The 18,409-nt window shown below is 72.3% G+C and carries 19 protein-coding genes and 1 riboswitch; of the genes, 11 read left to right on the top strand and 8 right to left on the bottom strand.

The window, feature by feature from the left end:
- The first annotated feature begins 327 nt into the window (after window positions 1-327).
- Entirely contained in the window at window positions 328-1,794 is a 1,467-nt protein-coding gene (locus tag BX285_RS05240; RefSeq protein ID WP_259470438.1) for a globin domain-containing protein, read from the top strand.
- Between the two features lie 96 nt (window positions 1,795-1,890).
- On the opposite strand, the gene BX285_RS05235 is transcribed toward BX285_RS05240, so the two are convergent.
- A complete protein-coding gene (locus BX285_RS05235; RefSeq protein WP_097236890.1) occupies window positions 1,891-2,433 on the bottom strand; it encodes an NUDIX domain-containing protein in 543 nt (180 codons plus the stop codon).
- Window positions 2,434-2,541: 108 nt separating this feature from the next.
- Between BX285_RS05235 and BX285_RS05230 the strand changes: the two genes are divergently transcribed.
- Complete coding sequence (locus tag BX285_RS05230; RefSeq protein WP_398899662.1) at window positions 2,542-3,003, top strand: SsgA family sporulation/cell division regulator; 462 nt, start codon at window positions 2,542-2,544, stop codon at window positions 3,001-3,003.
- Between the two features lie 83 nt (window positions 3,004-3,086).
- Here the strand turns inward: BX285_RS05230 and BX285_RS05225 are convergent, their stop codons facing one another.
- Window positions 3,087-3,467, bottom strand: coding sequence for a phage holin family protein (locus tag BX285_RS05225; protein ID WP_097236889.1), 381 nt, complete (start codon window positions 3,465-3,467; stop codon window positions 3,087-3,089).
- Between the two features lie 146 nt (window positions 3,468-3,613).
- Here BX285_RS05225 and tenA point away from each other — a divergent pair, with 146 nt between their 5' ends.
- Window positions 3,614-4,306 carry a thiaminase II gene (tenA, locus tag BX285_RS05220; RefSeq protein WP_097236888.1) on the top strand — a complete coding sequence of 231 codons (693 nt, stop codon included), beginning with the start codon at window positions 3,614-3,616 and terminating at the stop codon, window positions 4,304-4,306.
- Window positions 4,307-4,373: 67 nt separating this feature from the next.
- Here the strand turns inward: tenA and BX285_RS38130 are convergent, their stop codons facing one another.
- Window positions 4,374-5,687 carry a hypothetical protein gene (locus tag BX285_RS38130; RefSeq protein WP_147465116.1) on the bottom strand — a complete coding sequence of 438 codons (1,314 nt, stop codon included), beginning with the start codon at window positions 5,685-5,687 and terminating at the stop codon, window positions 4,374-4,376.
- 268 nt (window positions 5,688-5,955) lie between these two features.
- On the opposite strand from BX285_RS38130, the gene BX285_RS05210 reads away from it, so the two are divergent.
- From BX285_RS05210 to BX285_RS05185, 6 genes are all read left to right on the top strand, one after another.
- On the top strand, window positions 5,956-6,156 hold the full coding sequence (locus BX285_RS05210) for a DUF5326 family protein (protein WP_030055535.1): 201 nt from the start codon (window positions 5,956-5,958) through the stop codon (window positions 6,154-6,156).
- A 178-nt stretch (window positions 6,157-6,334) separates the two neighbouring features.
- A riboswitch (TPP riboswitch) is annotated at window positions 6,335-6,470 on the top strand.
- A complete protein-coding gene (gene thiC, locus BX285_RS05205; protein ID WP_097236886.1) occupies window positions 6,465-8,279 on the top strand; it encodes a phosphomethylpyrimidine synthase ThiC in 1,815 nt (604 codons plus the stop codon). It overlaps the preceding riboswitch by 6 nt.
- 148 nt (window positions 8,280-8,427) lie before the next feature.
- Window positions 8,428-9,183: a 2-phosphosulfolactate phosphatase gene (locus BX285_RS05200; RefSeq protein WP_121174573.1), complete on the top strand. Its 756-nt coding sequence runs from the start codon at window positions 8,428-8,430 to the stop codon at window positions 9,181-9,183.
- A 181-nt stretch (window positions 9,184-9,364) separates the two neighbouring features.
- Window positions 9,365-9,595 (top strand): FitA-like ribbon-helix-helix domain-containing protein, encoded by a 231-nt coding sequence (locus BX285_RS05195; RefSeq protein WP_097236884.1) that lies wholly within the window; start codon window positions 9,365-9,367, stop codon window positions 9,593-9,595.
- Window positions 9,592-9,999: a type II toxin-antitoxin system VapC family toxin gene (locus BX285_RS05190; RefSeq protein ID WP_097236883.1), complete on the top strand. Its 408-nt coding sequence runs from the start codon at window positions 9,592-9,594 to the stop codon at window positions 9,997-9,999. The genes BX285_RS05195 and BX285_RS05190 overlap by 4 nt, the downstream gene beginning before the upstream one ends.
- 45 nt (window positions 10,000-10,044) lie before the next feature.
- Window positions 10,045-10,197 (top strand): thiamine biosynthesis protein ThiC, encoded by a 153-nt coding sequence (locus BX285_RS05185; protein WP_097240101.1) that lies wholly within the window; start codon window positions 10,045-10,047, stop codon window positions 10,195-10,197.
- A gap of 109 nt (window positions 10,198-10,306) precedes the next feature.
- Here BX285_RS05185 and BX285_RS05180 read toward each other — a convergent pair whose 3' ends face one another.
- Window positions 10,307-10,738 carry a hypothetical protein gene (locus BX285_RS05180; RefSeq protein WP_121174572.1) on the bottom strand — a complete coding sequence of 144 codons (432 nt, stop codon included), beginning with the start codon at window positions 10,736-10,738 and terminating at the stop codon, window positions 10,307-10,309.
- A 367-nt stretch (window positions 10,739-11,105) separates the two neighbouring features.
- Between BX285_RS05180 and BX285_RS05175 the strand changes: the two genes are divergently transcribed.
- The gene (locus tag BX285_RS05175; RefSeq protein ID WP_310794179.1) at window positions 11,106-13,082 is read left to right on the top strand and encodes an ice-binding family protein; all 1,977 of its coding nucleotides are present in this window, start codon (window positions 11,106-11,108) and stop codon (window positions 13,080-13,082) included.
- 275 nt (window positions 13,083-13,357) lie between these two features.
- Here BX285_RS05175 and BX285_RS05170 read toward each other — a convergent pair whose 3' ends face one another.
- Entirely contained in the window at window positions 13,358-13,744 is a 387-nt protein-coding gene (locus BX285_RS05170; RefSeq protein WP_121174571.1) for a VOC family protein, read from the bottom strand.
- A gap of 128 nt (window positions 13,745-13,872) precedes the next feature.
- On the opposite strand from BX285_RS05170, the gene BX285_RS05165 reads away from it, so the two are divergent.
- Window positions 13,873-14,778: a LysR family transcriptional regulator gene (locus BX285_RS05165; RefSeq protein ID WP_097236880.1), complete on the top strand. Its 906-nt coding sequence runs from the start codon at window positions 13,873-13,875 to the stop codon at window positions 14,776-14,778.
- Between the two features lie 36 nt (window positions 14,779-14,814).
- Here the strand turns inward: BX285_RS05165 and BX285_RS05160 are convergent, their stop codons facing one another.
- The 3 genes from BX285_RS05160 to BX285_RS39115 all read right to left on the bottom strand — a co-directional run bounded on the left by BX285_RS05160 (window position 14,815) and on the right by BX285_RS39115 (window position 18,368).
- Window positions 14,815-15,651, bottom strand: a complete 837-nt coding sequence (locus BX285_RS05160; RefSeq protein WP_097236879.1) for a helix-turn-helix domain-containing protein — start codon at window positions 15,649-15,651, stop codon at window positions 14,815-14,817.
- A gap of 164 nt (window positions 15,652-15,815) precedes the next feature.
- Window positions 15,816-16,691, bottom strand: coding sequence for a hypothetical protein (locus BX285_RS05155; RefSeq protein WP_097236878.1), 876 nt, complete (start codon window positions 16,689-16,691; stop codon window positions 15,816-15,818).
- 243 nt (window positions 16,692-16,934) lie between these two features.
- Window positions 16,935-18,368 carry a metallophosphoesterase gene (locus BX285_RS39115; RefSeq protein WP_310794178.1) on the bottom strand — a complete coding sequence of 478 codons (1,434 nt, stop codon included), beginning with the start codon at window positions 18,366-18,368 and terminating at the stop codon, window positions 16,935-16,937.
- Window positions 18,369-18,409 lie beyond the last annotated feature (41 nt).

The following is an 18,409-nucleotide window of genomic DNA, read 5'->3' as shown; positions in this document are numbered from 1 at the left end:
GGGCCACTCAGGGCAACCGCGGTCGAGTGAGAGTAGCGCGTTCCCGGCCCGGCTGTCCGGGCTTCGCGCGATTTGTCGGATGAGCAGTTCGGGCGTGCCACGCTGCCTAGGCGTCAGCAGAGACAAGCCAGGTGGTGGCGCAGGCCGGCCGGAGGCGAAACGATTCTCTTGGGTACTCGAAACGTGGCGGTGAAGTCCCGCCGAACACTTCTGGTCCGTACCGGGCACGGCTCGGCGGGCGCCGCCTCCGTGCCGGGCCTGCCGGAGCTCCTGCCCGAGGCGGCACCGGGGCCTGCGGCGGCGCCGGAGGCGGAAGTGCGACCGCCGATGCCCCTGGACCCGCCGGACCTGCCGCCGATGGCTGCGGCGATCGCTCCGCCGACGGTGGCGGCGGAGGCACCGACGCAGGTGCTGCCGCCGGTCGTCCCGGCGATGCCGTCCGAGCCGCCGGCCGTGCCCGCGCCGAGCTACCCCGAGCCGGCCTCCGGCACCGGCACCTCGCCCGCCTTCCGGCCGCTGTTCACCGAAGCTCCGGGCCTCAACTGGGCCGGCCCCGGCGACAGTTGGAGCGACGCCTGGGCGATGCAGCCATCGGCCGGGAACCACCTGGCGGCAGCCGCTGCGCAGGACCCCGCCGCCGTACCCGAGGCCGAACTGCCGCTCACCGCACGGGACATCGATCTGATCCGGGCCAGCCTCGCCGTCGTCGAGCCGGTCGCCGACCGGGCCACCGCCCACTTCTACGCCCTGCTCTTCCTGCACCACCCCGAGGTCCGTTCGCTCTTCCCGGCCGCCATGGACGTCCAGCGCGACCGGCTGTTCCGCGCCCTGCTGGGGGCCGCGCGCGGCGCCGAGGACCCGGTCGCCCTGCGCGCCGGGCTGAGCGCGCTCGGCTGCGGTCACCGCCGGTACGGCACGCTGACCGGTCACTACGCCCCGGTCGGGGAGTGCCTGGTGCAGGCGCTGGCCCGGTACGCGGGCAGCCGCTGGGACGCCGACACCGAACTGGCCTGGCGCCGCGCCTACCGGCTGATCTCCTCGATCATGATCGAGGCCGCGGAGGAGGCCGCCCGCACCTCGCCGCCCTGGTGGCAGGGCGAGATCGTCCGCCACGAGCGCCGCACCCGGGACGTCGCGGTGCTCACCGTCCGGCCGGACCAGGCCTACCCGTTCCGCGCCGGGCAGTACACCAGCCTGGAAACGCCCTGGTGGCCGCGGGTGTGGCGGCACTACTCCTTCGCCTCCGCGCCCCGCCCCGACGGGCTGCTGACCTTCCACGTCAAGGCCGTCCAGGCGGGCTGGGTGAGCAACGCGCTGGTCCACCGGGCCGCGCCCGGGGACGTGCTGCGGCTGGGGCCCGCGGCCGGCGCGATGACCGTCGACCACACGGCCGGCCCGGACCTGCTCTGCCTCGGCGGCGGCACCGGCATCGCGCCGATCCGCGCGCTGGTCGAGGAGGCCGCCGCGTGCGGCACGCCCGGCCGCCGGGTCGAGGTGTTCTACGGCGCCCGCCGCGCCGCCGAGCTGTACGAGCTGGACGGGCTGCGCGAGCTGGCCCGGGCCCACCCCTGGCTGACGGTGCGCCCGGTGCTGTCCGGCAGCGGCCCGGTCGAGGACGCGCTGACCGGCGAACTGCCCGAGGTGGTGAGCCGGTTCGGCCCCTGGTCGGGGTGCGAGGCGGTGCTCAGCGGGCCGCCCGCGATGGTGCGCCGGGGTGTCGGGGTGCTGCTGCGGTCGGGGGTGCCGGCCGAGCGGATCCGGCACGACCTGGTCGGCGACCTGGCAGCCGGGTGACCACGTGGGATCCGTCCCACGTGGTCACAGGAGAGGGGTGGGCCGCCCGGGGGCGGTCGGCCGGGCGAGGCCGGTCGGTCACCCGAGAGCGGTCGGTCACCCGAGGTCGGGTGCGAGCAGTGCGCGGATGCCCTCGATGTTGGCCGCCAGGTACGCCCGCAGCCGGGGCGGCACCACGTTGACCGAGGTGACCCCCTCCCGGGTGAACGGCAGCCGCACCACCTCGTACTCGCCGTTGGGCTCCGTCACCTCCGGCCCGTGCCGTCGGCTGAGGTCCATCGAGGCCAGCCGGCAGACGAAGAAGTGCTGCACCTTGACCCCGTGCGGGTGCAGGAGCGTTCCGTCGTCGTGGTGCGTGTGGCTGATGGTGTCGACGAAGGCGGGCACCACGTCCACGACCTTGGCGCCGAGCTCCTCGTCCACCTCGCGGTGCAGTGCCTCGACCACCGTCCGGTCGCTCCGCTCCACGCCGCCGCCGGGCGTGATCCAGTACGGGTGCGGCGCGCCCGGGCGGACCCGCCGGATCAGCACGATCGAGGCCGGGCCGTACGGGTCGTCCGGGTCCAGCTCCAGCAGGATCGCCCGCGCGGTGCGCTTGACCACCGGACGCGGGGGCGGGGTTCGGTTCTCGGGGCCCATGGACACCTCCGGGGCTGGAGCGTTGTGCGGGAGTCTCCCGCGCGGGGAATGGGTCGAAACACGGGGAATGCACCGAAACGCGGACCCGGAACGAGAGGGACTGGCGCCATGCAGCACAGCACTGTCCAGGGCCACCTGGAGATGAGCCTCGTGGTCTCGCACGAGCTCTCCTTCCGCATCCTGGCGGACCTGGCGTACGAGACCGCCGACCCGTACGCCGTCCGGTTCACCTTCCACCTGCCCGGCGACGCGCCCGTCACCTGGTTCTTCGCGCGGGAGCTGCTGCTCGACGGGCTCAGCGGGCCGGCCGGGGACGGGGACGTGCACATCCACCCGTACGCGGGGGAGCGGGAGGGGGCGTCGGAGTGGGAGGAGCCGTCGGAGCGGGAGGAGGTCCGCATCCTGCTGCGCTCCCCCGCCGGCGAGGCCCTGCTGCGGGCGCCGTCCGCGCCGCTGGCCGCCTTCCTGGCGCGCACCGACCGGCTGGTGCGGCCGGCGCGGGAGTTCGCAGCTCAGGAGCTGGAAGCCCGGCTCGCCGAGATCCTCCGGGGGCGTGAGAACGCGGGGTGAGGCCCGCGCACGGACGACGAAGGGGCCCGTACCCGGCTGTTCCAGCGGGTACGGGCCCCTTGTGCGGGCGGGCACGAGGGCCGTCAGTCGTCGTCCAGGGCCAGGTGCAGGCCCCAGGCCACCAGGCTGATGATCAGCGAACCGACCAGTGCGGCGCCGAAGTTGGTCACGTGGAAGTCCAGTGACAGCCTCCCGGACGCCCACGAGGTCAGCAGCAGCATCAGGGCGTTGATCACGAAGGTGATCAGCCCCAGTGTGAGGATGAACAGCGGGAACGAGAACAGCTTGACCACCGGCTTGATCAGCCAGTTGACGAGGCCGAAGACGACGGCGACGCCGAGCACGGTCAGCGCCTTGTGCTGCCAGTCGGCCTTGCCCTGGGCGAGTTGGATGCCGGTGACGATCCAGGCGGCGACCCAGATGGCTGCCGCGTTGATCAGTGTCTTGATGACGAAACCCTTCATGCCGCCCAAGCCTGGCAGGCGGCACGGCCCAGGGGAACCACCCCACGGCGGATTGGTGGCGAACGCCGCTGGTCCCGGAGGTGGATCCGGCCCGAGGACCGGTCGCCCGACCCGGGCGTCCGGGGTGCTCGCTTAGGGTCGTCCGCATGACCAGCAGCCCCGGCTCCAGCCCCACTCCCAGCCTGACCGAAGAACTCTGGGCCTCGATCGAGTCGATCCACGCCGCGATCCTCGCCCACCCGTTCATCCACGGCCTCACCGACGGCACCCTGCCCCGCGAGGCCTTCCGCCACTTCGTCGTCCAGGACTCGCACTACCTGCGCGACTACGCCCGCGCCCTCGCCGTCTGCGCCGCCAAGGCGCCCACCGAGGCGGACGTCCGGGCCTTCGCCGACGACGCGATCGGCGCGCTGGCCGCCGAGCAGGGCATGCACGCCGAGTTCATGACCGCCTTCGGCGGCACCGCCGAGCAGGCCGCCGCCGAGCCGGTGCTGCCCACCACCCGGGCCTACACCAGCTACCTGCTGGCCACCGTCCACGGCGGTTCCTTCGCCGAGGCGGTCGGCGCGGTGCTTCCCTGCTACTGGATCTACGCCCGGGTCGGCGAGGCGCTGCTCGCCCAGGGCTCGCCCGACCCGCTGTACGCCAAGTGGATCGCCACCTACGGCGACGAGGCCTTCCAGTCGGTGGTGCGCCGGGTGTTGGCGCTCACCGACCGGATCGGCGAGGAGATCTCCCCGGCCGAGCGCCGCAAGGTGGTCGAGCACTTCGTGACCACCTCGCGGTACGAGTGGATGTTCTGGGACGCCGCCTGGCGTGGCGAGCGCTGGCCGGTCTGAGCCGGCCGGCCGGTCCCGCCGTCCGGTCCCGCCGTCCCGGAGGTTCGGACGGCGGGGCCCAGCCCGGTCAGCCGGTGGTGAAGTAGCCGGTCAGGTCGGCGATCAGGTCCACCGGGGCGCCGTGGTTGTAGACCGAGTAGGTGCCGTCGCCGGCCACCCCGGTGCTCACCGAGTTGGCGACGGTCTGCCCGGGCGCCACGTTGACGGTGGAGGTGTTCGGCGGCAGGCCCGGGCCCGGGAACGCCGTGAGGTGGCCGTACTCGGTGACGTCGGTGACCGTGACGTTGGCTTCGACGCCCATGATGTTCGGGACCGAGCCGTCCGGCGGGACGACCGCCACCTGCCTGGTCGCCCACTGCTGGAGCTGTGGGCCGGTGACCCGGGTGTCGAGGTTGCGGACGGGCGTCCGGAGCGCGCTGAACAGCCCCTTGCCGGAGGGGCCGTAGGAGCCGACGACGTCGACGATGACGTGCACCCAGCCGGCGTGGTTGTAGAGGTCGATCCGGCCGTCGACGCCGACCGGCACCACGACCTGGTTCGCGACGGTCGACCCCACCGGGAAGTTGACGTTCGACCCGGCGGCGGGCAGCGGCGACCCGCTCGGGTACGCCGTCAGGAAGCTGTCCCAAGTTCCTTCGGTGGCAGTGACGTTGAGGACGACCGAGGTGGCGTCCGCGGTCCCCAGCTCGGGGCGGGCGACCTGGTACGAGCGCACGGCGTCGCCGCCGAGCCGGCCGGTGCCGTCGACCCGGCTGTCGGCGATCCGGGTCGGGGTCAGCGGGCCGTACTTGTCGGTCGCCGTGGGCTGGTAGTAGCCGACCAGGTCGAGGACGACGTGGGTGGTGCCCCAGTTGTTGTAGACGCTGATCCACGGGGCGCCCCGCACGACCGGGCCGACCGCGACGGTGACCAGGTTGGAGACGGTCTGGCCGGCCGTGAAGTTGATGCTGGAGGTGGCGGGTGCGGTGCCGGGCGTGCCGTTGGCGGCACCGAGCGAGACGTAGCCGTCGGCGGTCGGGTCGGTCACGGTGACGTTGACCACCACCGCCGTGACGTCGGTCGGCACCACGGCCTCGCAGGAGGACGGCGGGTGGTTGCCGCAGCGGGACGCCAGCGGGGTGCTGTAGTACTCGCCGGCCGTGAGCGGGCCGAACTGGTCGTGCGCCGGCACCTGGTTGTAGTCCCGGGTGTCCAGGACCCGGAGCGGGGAGATCCCGACGAAGCCGGCCGGCGCGGTGAGGTCCGCGGCAGCGCTCGTCGCCGCGGTTGCGGTCGCGGTCGTGGTTGCGGTGGTGGCCGCGGTCGCCGGTGCGGCGAGGGCGGGGACGGTGAGGGTGAGGGCCGCCAGGGCGGCTAGGGATACGGCGGTTCTGGCTCGCACGGATCGCATGATCGCGTTCCCCCGGGGTCGGTGGTGCCGAACGGACTTTCCTCCGGCAGTAGTTGGACTCCCGGGAGGTCCGAGGGTTGCACCCCGCCGGACGAAATCTCGGGGGTCACCCCGGGGTGCCGGCTCCGGGTGATCTCGGGGTTCTCTCCGGGCCGTCGGCCCTCGTTCCGGCACTCGCGCCACCGTACGATCGAAGTACGAAAGCAAGCGGGATGCGGCACCGGACGGCGGCCGACCCTTGGGGAGAAGAGGAACGGACATGGCTGAGCTCTGGAAGTCGCTGCCCTCGTGGGTGCGCAACATCGTCATCCCGGTGCTGGTCCTGGTACTGGCCTGGAACATCGTCGCCTTCGTCTTCGGCGTCGTCGGCGCGCTGCTGGGCATCGTGCTCAAGCTCCTGGTCGTGGTCGGCATCGCCGCCGCCGTGGTGATCCTGGTGAAGAAGGCCGCCCGGAGCTGACCCTCGTCCCCGCACCGCCGCCCTGAGGCCCGGCCCCCACCACGGGGAGCCGGGCCTCGGCCGTTCCCGGCTGCGGCTCCGTGGGCGGGGGTCCGTGGGCAATGGTCCGGTGCCGGACACGGTCTGGACCTGCGGCTATCGGCTCGCTACGGTGTTGGGCGTCATGTGCAGGCAACACCGCCTGCGACGCGGGAGCTCGGAGCACCGGGCTGAGAGGGCGCTGACCGGGACGTCGACGGACGGACCGACGGCTGCGTCGACCGCAGGAACCTGGACCGGGTAATGCCGGCGTAGGGAGTAGAGGTCAGATGACCACGTTCGAAGCACAGCCGCAGTCTGCCCAGAGCGCCCCCAGCAGCGAGCGCACCGGGTACCCGACCCCGGCGTGGCGCAAGGCCTACCGCGAGGGATCCCGCCCCGACCTGCGCGTGCCGTACCGCGAGGTGCAGCTCACCAACGGCAGGACCGTCCCGCTGTACGACACCTCCGGCCCGTACACCGACCCGTCGTACGAGCCCGACGTGCGCCGCGGCCTGCCCCCGCTGCGCGACTCCTGGATCCGGCAGCGCGGCGACGTCGAGGAGTACGACGGCCGTGAGCCGCGCCCCGAGGACGACGGGATCAAGCACACCTCGCCGCGCGGCGGCAACCTGCGCAACCTGGACGCCGTCTTCCCCGGCCGCCCGCGCCGCCCGCTGCGTGGCCGCGGTGGTGCCGCAGTCACCCAACTCGCCTACGCCAAGCGGGGCGTGGTGACGCCGGAGATGGAGTACGTGGCCCTGCGCGAGGGCCTGGCGCCGGAGTTCGTGCGCGCCGAGGTGGCCCGCGGCCGGGCCGTGATCCCGGTCAACGTGAACCACCCGGAGGTGGAGCCGGCGATCATCGGCACCAACTTCCTGGTGAAGATCAACGCCAACATCGGCAACTCCGCCGTCACCTCCTCGATCGAGGAGGAGGTGGAGAAGATGACCTGGGCCACCCGCTGGGGCGCCGACACCGTCATGGACCTCTCCACCGGCCGCAACATCCACACCACCCGCGAGTGGATCCTGCGCAACTCCCCCGTGCCGATCGGCACCGTGCCGCTCTACCAGGCGCTGGAGAAGGTCGACGGCAAGGCGGAGGAGCTGAGCTGGGAGGTCTACCGGGACACCATCATCGAGCAGTGCGAGCAGGGCGTCGACTACATGACCGTCCACGCCGGCGTGTTGCTGCGGTACGTCCCGCTCACCGCCCGCCGCAAGACCGGCATCGTGTCCCGCGGCGGCTCGATCATGGCCGCCTGGTGCCTCGCGCACCACCGGGAGAACTTCCTCTACACCAACTTCGAGGAGCTGTGCGACATCCTCGCCGCCTACGACGTCACCTTCTCCCTCGGTGACGGCCTGCGGCCGGGCTCGATCGCGGACGCCAACGACGAGGCGCAGTTCGCCGAGCTGCAGACCCTCGGCGAACTCGGCCGGATCGCCCGTGAGCGCGACGTCCAGGTGATGATCGAGGGCCCGGGCCACGTCCCGATGCACAAGATCAAGGAGAACATGGATCTCCAGAAGGAGATCTGCGACGAGGCGCCGTTCTACACCCTCGGCCCGCTCACCACCGACGTCGCCCCCGGCTACGACCACATCACCTCGGGCATCGGCGCCGCGATGATCGCCTGGTGGGGCACGGCGATGCTCTGCTACGTCACGCCCAAGGAGCACCTGGGCCTGCCCAACCGCGACGACGTCAAGACCGGCGTGATCACCTACAAGATCGCCGCCCACGCCGCCGACCTCGCCAAGGGCCACCCCGGCGCCCAGGAATGGGACGACGCGCTCTCCGACGCCCGCTTCGAGTTCCGCTGGGAGGACCAGTTCAACCTGGCCCTCGACCCGGAGACCGCCCGCGACTTCCACGACGAGACGCTCCCCGCCGAACCCGCGAAGACGGCGCACTTCTGCTCCATGTGCGGGCCCAAGTTCTGCTCGATGAAGATCTCGCAGAAGATCCGCGACGAGCACGGCGACGGTTCGACCGCGGTGGACACCGAGTTCGACGCCGAGGCGCTGGCCGGCATGGCGGAGAAGTCCGCCGAGTTCGCCGCCCAGGGCAACCGGGTCTACCTCCCGCTGGCCGACTGACCTGCGGGTCCGGTCCGAGGCGCCGTGCTGTGAAGGGCGTTCCCAGCACGGCGCCTCGGCGATGCCGTGTCCTGCTGTCACCAGTACCCGGCCCACGACACCGGGTGTTCCTCCCCGGTGATCCGCGGCGATGCCAGTATCGATCACCATGAGCGATTGGTTTGTGCAGCAGGACCACGGCGTCCGGTTCGAGTGGGGTCCCACCGGTGCGCAGCAGTTGGCGCCGGACGTGGCCTGCCTGGTGGTGGTCGACGTGTTGTCGTTCACGACATCGGTCAGTGTCGCCGTCGAGGCGGGAACCGAGGTCTTTCCCTACGCCTGGCGTGATGGGACGGCGGCCGCGTTCGCCCGGGAGAAGGCGGCGGCGCTGGCAGTGGGGCGGCGTGCGGCGACATCGGCCGTACCGTGGTCGCTCTCCCCGGCCGCCCTCCGGCAGGCCCCGTTCGTCCCGCGGCTCGTCCTGCCCTCGCCCAACGGATCTGCGATAGCCGCAGCGGCAGGCGATTCGACGGTGGTGGCGGGCTGTCTGCGCAATGCCACTGCGGTGGGGCGTTGGCTGGCCGAGCGTGGTTACGGGACCGCGCAGCGCCCCGTGCTGGTGATCGCCGCCGGTGAGCGCTGGCCGGACGGGAGCCTGCGACCGGCGTTGGAGGACCTGCTGGGTGCCGGTGCGATCATCGCCGAGTTGGAGTCGCAAGGCGCCGGCCCCCTGTCCCCCGAGGCAGTTGCCGCACGGGTGTGCTCCACTTCGACCACCGACGTCGCCGGTGTCGTTGCCGCCTGTTCCTCGGGCCTTGAACTGGTCCGCAGCGGGTTCGCCGAGGACGTCGCCGTCGCGACGGAGCTCGATGCCGGCATGGTCGTGCCCGTACTCACGGACGGAGCCTTCACCCACCAGCCGTGAACCACGCGACCGCACCCGGAGGTGGGTGTGCCGGTTTCGGGCGCCTGCCGCCGGCCGACTGACGCCCGCGCCCGAAGCGCCGCCCCGAGAGCTCCCGCTTCTCGGGGCGGAGCTTCGTCGTTCCCGCTCCGGACGAGCTCCGGTATCTGCATTTTGCAGACACTGGAGCTAGAATGCAGGCATGACTGCCCTCACGATCCGGGACGTCCCGGACGACCAGATCCAGACCCTGAAGGTCCGCGCAGCTCAGGCCGGCAAGTCGCTGCAGGCGTTCATGCAGGACCTGATCGCCAGGGAGGCATCCAAGCCCACGATGGCGGAGATGATGGAAAGGCTGAACCGGGAAACCACTGCCGACGTCAGCGCCGCCGACGTTCTCGCTGCCATCGACGAAGGGCGAGCCGGGCGTTGATCGTCATTGACTGCTCCGCCCTCGTCCTGGTTCTCACGGCCCACGGCTCCGACGGAGAGCTCATTCGCAACCGCGTAGCCGAGGGTGGGGACGTCTACGCTCCTACCCTCCTCGACTACGAGATCCAGTCGGCCCTCCTCGGCATGCAGCGTGGCGGCAAGCTGACCGAGAAGGAAGTGGAGAGGGCGGTCGCCGCATACCGGCTGCTTCCCATCGCCAAACGGGAGACGCTGCCCTTCTGGGAGCGGGTGAGGAAGCTGCACGCCAACCTCAGCGCCTACGACTCCCAGTACGTCGCCCTGGCGGAAGCCCTGGGCGTACCGCTGATCACCAGTGACGCGAGGATCAAACGCAGCGGTGCCGCGAAGTGTGAGATCGAGGTCTTCGCCTCGATCCACCCCTGACTGACACAGCCCTGTGCGGTGGCGCCTTTGTTGACCTTCTGCTCGATGAAGATCTCGCAGAAGATTCGCGACGAGCACGGCGACGGCTCCACGGCCGTCGGCACCGGGTTCGACGCCGAGGCGCCGGCCGGCATGCAGGCCGTGTCCGAGGAGTTCAAGGCCCACGGCAACAAGGTCTACCTGCCGATGGCGGACTGAGCGCAGGTGCCGAGGCGCTGCGCTGGGATCCCGGAAGGGGTGTCCGGCGCAGCGCCGCGAACGTTCGGGTGCGCGGGCGGAATCAGGTCGGCGGATTCTCGGGCGTGGCTCAGAGTCCGACGATTTCGCGAATGAGGCCGAGCTTGCGCTCCGGGGAGAGATCCTGGGGACGGCCGGTGAGCAGGCCGTTCAGGACTGTGGGGACGTCGGAGCCGTCGGGAGCCTGGACGGCATCGATGACCTGGCAGCGCAAGCCGTCGTCCCGGATGAACACCCACAGGTCGTGGTCCTTCCGCGGCTCGCCGTTCTCCCTCGGGGAGAGCCGCCACGCCGGGAACCAGCCGAGCCCCTCCTCCGTGAGTCGCTCGGCGAGTTCCTCCAGGACGTACTTGCCGAGTCTTCGGTAGCCGACTTCCGCGCGCAGCTCGCCGAGGGTGACCCTGAGCAGGCCACCTGCGGCGCGGCAGCGCTCGGCCACCGTGTCGGCGTCACCGGCGGCGGCAGTGAGCGCCTCTTCCTGCAGATTCGTAAGGTCGTTCATAATCAGGCCAACGATTGGGATCGCGGGGCGATGCGGGATTCACCGGCCCGGACGCGGCCAAGAGGAAAAACGGTACTGCTATGGCGCCGGTGGCGACCTGGGCAGCGGACCCGGAGTATGGCCCCCGCTAGGTCGTAGGCGAACGACATGCCGGGGACGGGCTGGGGTGGGAGGGATCACCCCGATCGGCGCTGGTGTGTCACTCCGTTGCATCTTTATCAGTCTCTTCCTTTCATGTTCTTGTTGCACGGTGTAGCTAGTTGGTGACTCTTCATCACCTGTCCCGGCCGGCTTTCGCTCCTCGAAAGCCCTCCGGCGCGAGTGCGAGGGCCGGAGGCCTGACGGGAAGCCACCAGCAGCTCTCCGAATGCCCTCTTCGGGTGACGGAGTTCAACGGCGACAAGAAAGGTCCTGTCCTATGGCAGTCGATGCCATGTTGTCCGCTCCACCGGGACGAGGGCGTAGACGCGCTCGACTCGCGGGGGCGTCCGTCCTGCTGTCCGGACTGACGTTGCTCGCGTCGGCCGGCCTGGTCCCCAGCCCCGCGCACGCCGCAACGGCACCGGTGGGGCTGGGGACTGACACCAGCTATGCGATCCTGGCCGGCTCAACCGTCACCAACACCGGCCCCAGCGTCATCAACGGCGACCTGGGGCTCTTCCCGGGCACCAGCGTGACGGGCTTCCCCCCTGGAATCGTGAACGGGGTTCAGCACGTCAACGACGCGCAGGCGGCGCAGGCCCAGTCCGACCTCGTCATCGCCTACAACGACGCCGCCGGCCGGGCCCCCACGGCCATCCTGACGTCGCCCGGCGACATCGGAGGGCTGACGCTGACGCCCGGCGTCTACCAGGCGAGTTCGTCGCTGAACCTCACCGGGACCGTCACCCTCGACGCGATGGGCGACCCGAACGCCGTCTTCATCTTCCAGATCGGCTCCACCCTCATCACGGCCCCGTCGAGCGTCGTCAGCCTGGTCAACGGAGCACAGCCCTGCAATGTGTTCTGGCAGGTCGGTAGCTCCGCCACCATCGACGTCAACTCCTTCTTCAAGGGCAACATCCTGGCCCTCACGTCCATCAGCGTGAACCACGCCTCGGTGATCGAAGGCCGCGCCCTGGCGCGCAACGGCGCCGTCACTCTGGACGACAACACCATCACGAGGGCGGCCTGCACCGTCGGCCCCCCCGGTCCGAGTGGGCCCCCCGGTCCGAGTGGGCCTGCCGGTCCGAGTGGGCCTGCCGGTCCGAGTGGGCCTGCCGGTCCGAGCGGCCCCCCCGGTCCGAGTGGGCCTGCCGGTTCCCCGGGTGCACCTGGACCTAACGGTGCTCCCGGCCCCAACGGCTCGCCCGGTGCTCCGGGTGCTCCTGGCCCCAATGGCGCTCCGGGTCCCAACGGTTCGCCCGGTGCTCCGGGTGCTCCTGGCCCCAATGGTGCTCCCGGTGCCCCCGGTGCTCCGGGTGCTCCTGGCCCCAACGGTGCTCCGGGCCCCAACGGTGCCCCCGGTGCTCCGGGTGCTCCTGGCCCCAACGGTGCTCCGGGCCCCAACGGTTCGCCCGGTGCTCCGGGTGCTCCTGGCCCCAACGGTGCTCCCGGCCCCAACGGTTCGCCCGGTGCCAACGGTTCGCCTGGTGCTCCCGGCCCCAATGGCGCTCCCGGGCCCAACGGTTCGCCCGGTGCTCCCGGCCCCAACGGCGCTCCCGGGCCCAACGGTTCGCCCGGTGCTCCCGGCCCCAACGGCGCTCCCGGGCCCAACGGTTCGCCCGGTGCTCCCGGCCCCAACGGCGCTCCCGGGCCCAACGGTTCGCCCGGTGCTCCGGGTGCTCCTGGCCCCAACGGCGCTCCGGGCCCCAACGGTTCGCCCGGTGCTCCGGGCGCTCCTGGCCCCAACGGTTCGCCCGGTGCCAACGGTTCGCCCGGCGCCAATGGATCGCCCGGTGCCAACGGTTCGCCGGGTGCTAACGGTTCGCCGGGTGCTAACGGTTCGCCCGGCCCTGCCGGGCCTGCTGGTCCGGCCGGCCCAGCAGGGCCTGCCGGTCCGGCCGGTCCGGCCGGTCCTGCCGGACCGCCCCCGTCTCCGGGTGGTCACGGCGGTCAGGGTCACGGCGGCCATGAACAAGGTGATCACGGCAACGTTCCGGCCGACCACGGCAACGGCAAGGGCGGTCACGAACAGGGTGTGTCGGCCGTGCGTCCGCACGAGTCGGGGCAAGCACTCGCTGCCACCGGCTCCGGCAAGTCGATCGCCATGGCGGTCGGCTCGGCGGCCGCCGTCGTCCTGGGAGGCTCGATCCTCATCCTCGTGAGGCGCAGCGGACGGCTCGCAGCTCGCCGTCGGCACTAGCCCTCGCCGTGATGGGCGGCGAGCGTCCGGAGCGGGTCCACTTCCCGCCGACGGGCTGACGCGGGACGCCTGACACCTGAGCGCCGCCCCGAGAGCTTCCGCTTCTCGGGGCGGCGCTTCGTTGCCGAGGTAATACGGGATACAGGAGGAGCCCCGAGATGCGACTCAACAGCAAAGGTCAGGTCACGATCCCTGCAGAACTTCGGCTAGGCGTCGGCTCGACGTGGGTGCCGCCCCGGTCCTCCCCTGTGGGACCGGGGCGGCGGTGTGGGGGGTCAGGCGGTGGCGTCCTGGGGGTACCAGCGGAGTTCGACGGTGTTGCCGTCCGGGTCGCGGACGTAGACGGAGGTGGCGGTGCCGCGGGCGCCGTAGCGGGGGACGGGGCCTTCGAGGACGGTGAAGGTGCCGGCGTCGATGACCTCCTGCCAGTCGAGGGGTTCGACGGTGAGGCAGATGTGGTCGACGTTGGACTCGTGGCGGGGGCCGCGGGTGAGGTCGATGATGGTCTCGGGGGTGACGCGGACGGAGGGGAAGGAGACCTTGCCGGCGCGCCACTCGTCGACGCGGACCGGCTCCAGGCCGAGCAGGCCGGTGTAGAAGGCCAGGGAACGCTCGACGTCCGCGACGTTGAGGACCAGGTGGTCGAAGGCTACTACGCGCATGGGGATCGGCTCCGCTCCGGTGCGACCGCTGGGGACGGGATCAACGATCCACCCTGCGGCGGCTGCCATCAACGGGTGATCGCTCTACGATCGTTGAGCGGGATTCAACGATCGAGGGGTGGGGCGGGATGCTGGAGCGGCTTGAGGTCGAGGTCTTCCTCGCGCTGGCGGAGGAGTTGCACTTCGGCCGGACCGCCGAGCGGCTGCACCTGACCACCGGCCGGGTCAGCCAGGTAGTGAGGAAGCTGGAGCGCCGGATCGGCGGCCCGCTGTTCGAGCGGACCAGCCGGTCGGTCCGACTGACCACGGTGGGGCGGCAGTTGGCGGAGGACCTGGTCCCGGTGGTGGCGGCGATGGCGGCGGCCCTGCAGCGGGCGGAGGACGCCGTGCGGGGTGTCACCGGGGAGTTGCGGGTGGCGTTCCTCGGCGAGTGGACGGCCCCGGTGCTGCTGCGGGCGGTCGCGCTGTTCGGTGAGCGGCACCCGGACTGCCGGGTCGACGTCCGGGAGGTGCAGTTGTCCAACTCCCGGTCGAGTCTGGTGGACGGTTCGATCGACGTCCTGGTCGCCTCCTACCCGTTCGACGGGATGTCCCGTGGGCCGGTCCTGTCGCGCGAGCAGCGGGTGTTGGCGGTGGCGGCCGGGCATCCGCTGGCCGCGGAGCGGTCGGTGTCGCTGGAGGTGCTCGGGGACCATCCGGTGGTGCAGTACCCGGAGCAGACCTCGGTGGGCTTCAAGCGCGACCGCACCCCCGACCGCACCCCGTCCGGCCGTCCGGTGCCGAAGGGGCCGTCCGGCCGGACCTTCTCCGAGATGCTGAGCCTGGTCGCCCTGGGCCGCGGCGTGCTGCCGGTCGGGGAGCACTCCCGCCGCTACTACCCCCGCCCGGACGTCGCCTACGTGCCGATCCACGACGCGCCGCCGATCGAGCGCGGCCCGATCTGGCGGGAGGGCGACGGGTCGGAGCGGGTCCTGGAGTTCGTGCGGGCGGCGGTGGATGCCGCGGGCGCCGTGGCGGGGGACGGGGTGGTCTGATCCGCCGGAGGGCGGTCGGATCCGCCGGGAGGGCGGTCAGGAGATGGCGCGGAGGCGGGGCCGGGAGGGGGCGAGGAGCCGGCCGAGGTGGAAGGCGGTCTCCTCGTCGGTGGGGAGCAGGACGAGGAGTTGCTGGGCGTCGTCGGTGAGGTCCAGCGTCTCGCGGTGGAGCCGGAGTTCGGGGCCGTCGGGGTGGTGGATCCGGAGCGGGCCGCGGCGCGGGACGAGGTGGTTGCCGAGGCGGCGGGTGAAGTCGGGGCCGCCGAGCGGGGCGAGTTCGGTGCTGAACCATTCGGAGGCCTCGGCGGAGGGGGCGAGCCAGAGGTCGAAGGCCTGTTCGTCGGCGATGTCGTCCCAGTCGGGGAGGAAGGCGCGGGCGCGCGGGTCGGTGAAGACGTAGCGGGTGAGGTTGGGGGCGGCGTCGTCGAGGAGGCCGGCGGCGCCGAGCACGGTGGCGTAGCCGCTGGTGTGGGCGAGGATGTCGCCGAGCCGGTTGGTGACGGCAGCGAGGCCGGGTTCGAGCATCCGCAGGGTCTCGCGGACGGTGGGGCGGATCTCGCGGGAGGGCGGGGCCGGCCGGATGTGGCTGGGGCAGGCGCCGCCGGTGATCTTGGTGAGGTAGCGCAGGTGGTTGCGTTCGGCGGGGTCGAGGCTGAGGGCGTCGGCGAGCGCGTTGACCACGGCGATGGAGGGGTTGCGGTCGCGGCCCTGTTCGAGCCGGGTCAGGTACTCGACGCTGATCCCGGCGCGGACGGCGAGGTCGGAGCGCCGCAGCCCGGGTGAGCGGCGGCGCCCGTGGGTGGGCAGGCCGAGCGTCTCGGGCTGGATGCTGTCGCGCTTGGCGCGGATGAAGTCCCCCAGTGGTGTGCCCATATGACGAGCGTACGACTGGTATCGGCGCGGAGGGTGGCCCTGTGGGGGCCAGCCTGGGCACGGCCTGGTCTGGCCTGCCGGGCGGGCAGGAGCCGGAGCCGTAGTACCGGGGTATGACGGCTGATCCGGCTCATCGGTGGGACGACCTGACGGCCGGCGGCGGGTCAGTTGACGTCGTCGGGGCTGGTGAACGCCGGCGGGGTGTAGCCGGGGCCGGTGAAGTCGGGGGTGGTGAAGGCGGCGGGGCGGTGGGTGCGGCCCTCGGGGTCGGTCAGGCCGTCGGGGCCGGGGCTGGTGAAGGAGGGGGAGCTGTAGCCCGGGCTGCTGAAGTCGGGGCTGCTGAAGTCGGGCCCCTCGGCGGTGTCGTTCCCCGCGGAGGGGGAGGCTGCGGGCTCGGCCACCGGCGGCAGCGCGTCGCGCAGGTACGGGAGCAGCCCGCGTTCGCGCAGGGCGGTGCGCCATTCGCTGCGGGCGTCGGCGAGTTCGGCGGCGAGTTCCGGGTCGGTGCCGGCCGGGGCGGCGGCGGTGCCGTCGCGTATGGCGGTGAGGAGCAGCCCGACGATGCCGATGGCCATGGCGGCGACCCCGGCGGCGAGGGCGACCCAGCCGGCGGTGACCAGGGAGCGGGCGAGGACCAGGTCCGGGGCGGCGGCGCGCAGCAGGTAGCCGATGAGCAGCAGGAACAGGGCGGCGGCCCAGGCCAGGATCGGGGTGAGCACGGTGAGGACGGGGAACAGCCCGGCGCCGCCGTTGGCGGAGCGCAGCTGGGTGAGCAGCCCGGGGGCGGTGGGTTCGGTGCCGGGCGGCGGCGGGGGTGTGGTGCGCAGGGCGTCGCGCAGCCGGGTGTAGTGCGCGTACTCGGTGGCGGCCGCGGCGTTGATGCCGTCGGCCTCGCGCAGGGCGCGGATGCGCAGCTGGTCGGTGGTGAGCGCGCCGCGGGCGCGCAGGGCGGTGAGGACGGTGCGGTCGCGCAGGGCTTCGGCGAGGAGGCGCTCGTACTCCGGGCGGTCCTCGGCGAGCAGTGGCGGGGGGTTGGACATGGGGACCCCGTTCGTGCGGACTCCGGTTCGCTCCGCCCCGGGGGCTCGCGGGCCCTCAGGGCGCCGAAACGGGCGCGGAGGCGGGCCGCCGGACGGGCGGCCGGGTGTGGTGTGCCTCATGGTAGGGGCGGGTGCACCCGGGCTGACAGTCGGTTTCCGGAATTTCGCGCCCCGGGCCGCGCGCGTGCGACGGCCCGGGCGCCGGGAACAACTGTTCGGTGACGGCTACTGGTTGGAGGTCCGTCAGGTGATGGGCAGTCGGGCGACCAGCAGCCGCCCCTCCATGGTGACGCCGCCGTCCATGGCCACCGCGAGGTCGTCCGCGTACACGTACGGTCCGGGGATGTGCGGGGGCTGGCCGTCGTCGGCGTGCACCGCGCCGGTGAGGTACGGGATGGGGCTGTGGCCGTGCACGATGCGGCTGCCGCCGTAGGTGCCCAGCAGCTCGTGGACGGCCGTCGGCCCGGCGTCGCCGCGGAAGGCGAAGCGCTTGGTGAAGCGGCGGAAGCAGTCCCACCACTCGTCGACGGTGCCGTCGGCGAGCAGGCCGTGCACGGCGTCGTTGACGTCGGGGATGGAGTCGCCGTACTCCAGGTAGGCGGTGGTGTCGGAGTGCAGCAGCAGGTGGCCGTCCTCCAGCGCGATGGCGGGCAGGCGGGAGAGCCAGCTGATGTGGTGCGCCTCCAGACGGTCCAGGTCGTTCTGCTGGCCGCCGTTGAGCCGCCAGGCGGCGAGGAAGGAGGCGGTGCCGGCGGTGGACTGGACCGGCTCGTCGCCGTAGCGGGCGGCGCCGAGGAAGAGCAGTTCGTGATTGCCCATCAGGGCGCGGCAGTAGCCGCCGGCGGCGGCGGCCTCGGCGGCGAGCTGCATGACCAGGTCGATGACGCCGATGCCGTCGGGGCCGCGGTCGGTGAAGTCGCCGAGGAACCAGATCCGGGCGCGGCCGGCCGACCAGTGGCCGTCGGCGTCGATCAGGCCCTGGTGGTGCAGTTCGGCGCGCAGTTCTTCGAGGTAGCCGTGCACGTCGCCGACGACGTAGACCGGGCCGGGCGGCTCGCCGGGGCCGGGGGCCGGGTACGGGTAGGTCGGGGCGGTGGGGTCGGGCAGCGGCGGGCCGAGTTCGATGGTCGGCGGGTCGTCCCGGTCGGTGGGGGCGGTGTGCGCGGCGTGGTCGCCCAGGTCCGCGGGGTCGCCGAGGTCGGCGAGCTGGAGGGCCGGGGAGGGCTGGTCGGGCAGGGTCGGTTCGTATCCGCCCTGTCCCCGGTTCTCGTACCCGCCCTGCTCCTGGTTCTCGTACCCGCCCTGCTCCTGGTTCTCGTACCCGCCCTGCTCCTGGCCTTCGTAACCGGCCCGGTTCTCGTACCCGGGGTGTTCCTGCCCGTCGTAGCCGCCCTGCCCCTGGTGCGAGAAGGCCGGGGTGTGGTCGGCGTTGATCCCCTGGGCGTGGACGGTGTGGCCCTGGCCGTCGGCGCTCCAGTGCTGTTCGAGGTAGCGGGCGCCGCCGTAGCCGCTGTAGGTCTCGGCGTCGTAGGAGTCGGGGTCGTACGGGGGGCCGGGGTAGCCCGCGGCGGGCTCGGGTTCGTAATAGGTGCCGTACGGCAGCACATCGAGGTCCGGCTGGTGGCGGGGGCCTGAGTGGGGGTGCTCGGGCCCGGGGAAGCGGTCCTCGGGTGTCATTCGCCCATCATAGGAAGACCACTCTCCCGCCGTCGTCACCT

It is taken from the genome of Streptomyces sp. 1114.5, from assembly GCF_003635085.1.
GTDB lineage: Bacteria > Actinomycetota > Actinomycetes > Streptomycetales > Streptomycetaceae > Kitasatospora.
The sequence above is the reverse complement of the archived record's forward strand: the minus strand, read 5'-3'. Positions and strand labels throughout refer to the sequence as shown.

What these genes read in the sequence shown, in the direction of transcription:
- BX285_RS05240 (WP_259470438.1), top strand. Translation starts at nt 328, where the DNA reads ATGCCCCTGGACCCGCCGGACCTGCCGCCGATGGCTGCGGCGATCGCT.
- BX285_RS05235 (WP_097236890.1), bottom strand. Translation starts at nt 2,433, where the DNA reads ATGGGCCCCGAGAACCGAACCCCGCCCCCGCGTCCGGTGGTCAAGCGC.
- BX285_RS05230 (WP_398899662.1), top strand. Translation starts at nt 2,542, where the DNA reads ATGCAGCACAGCACTGTCCAGGGCCACCTGGAGATGAGCCTCGTGGTC.
- BX285_RS05225 (WP_097236889.1), bottom strand. Translation starts at nt 3,467, where the DNA reads ATGAAGGGTTTCGTCATCAAGACACTGATCAACGCGGCAGCCATCTGG.
- tenA (WP_097236888.1), top strand. Translation starts at nt 3,614, where the DNA reads ATGACCAGCAGCCCCGGCTCCAGCCCCACTCCCAGCCTGACCGAAGAA.
- BX285_RS05210 (WP_030055535.1), top strand. Translation starts at nt 5,956, where the DNA reads ATGGCTGAGCTCTGGAAGTCGCTGCCCTCGTGGGTGCGCAACATCGTC.
- thiC (WP_097236886.1), top strand. Translation starts at nt 6,465, where the DNA reads ATGACCACGTTCGAAGCACAGCCGCAGTCTGCCCAGAGCGCCCCCAGC.
- BX285_RS05200 (WP_121174573.1), top strand. Translation starts at nt 8,428, where the DNA reads ATGAGCGATTGGTTTGTGCAGCAGGACCACGGCGTCCGGTTCGAGTGG.
- BX285_RS05195 (WP_097236884.1), top strand. Translation starts at nt 9,365, where the DNA reads ATGACTGCCCTCACGATCCGGGACGTCCCGGACGACCAGATCCAGACC.
- BX285_RS05185 (WP_097240101.1), top strand. Translation starts at nt 10,045, where the DNA reads ATGAAGATCTCGCAGAAGATTCGCGACGAGCACGGCGACGGCTCCACG.
- BX285_RS05180 (WP_121174572.1), bottom strand. Translation starts at nt 10,738, where the DNA reads ATGAACGACCTTACGAATCTGCAGGAAGAGGCGCTCACTGCCGCCGCC.
- BX285_RS05175 (WP_310794179.1), top strand. Translation starts at nt 11,106, where the DNA reads ATGCCCTCTTCGGGTGACGGAGTTCAACGGCGACAAGAAAGGTCCTGT.
- BX285_RS05170 (WP_121174571.1), bottom strand. Translation starts at nt 13,744, where the DNA reads ATGCGCGTAGTAGCCTTCGACCACCTGGTCCTCAACGTCGCGGACGTC.
- BX285_RS05165 (WP_097236880.1), top strand. Translation starts at nt 13,873, where the DNA reads ATGCTGGAGCGGCTTGAGGTCGAGGTCTTCCTCGCGCTGGCGGAGGAG.
- BX285_RS05160 (WP_097236879.1), bottom strand. Translation starts at nt 15,651, where the DNA reads ATGGGCACACCACTGGGGGACTTCATCCGCGCCAAGCGCGACAGCATC.
- BX285_RS05155 (WP_097236878.1), bottom strand. Translation starts at nt 16,691, where the DNA reads ATGTCCAACCCCCCGCCACTGCTCGCCGAGGACCGCCCGGAGTACGAG.
- BX285_RS39115 (WP_310794178.1), bottom strand. Translation starts at nt 18,368, where the DNA reads ATGACACCCGAGGACCGCTTCCCCGGGCCCGAGCACCCCCACTCAGGC.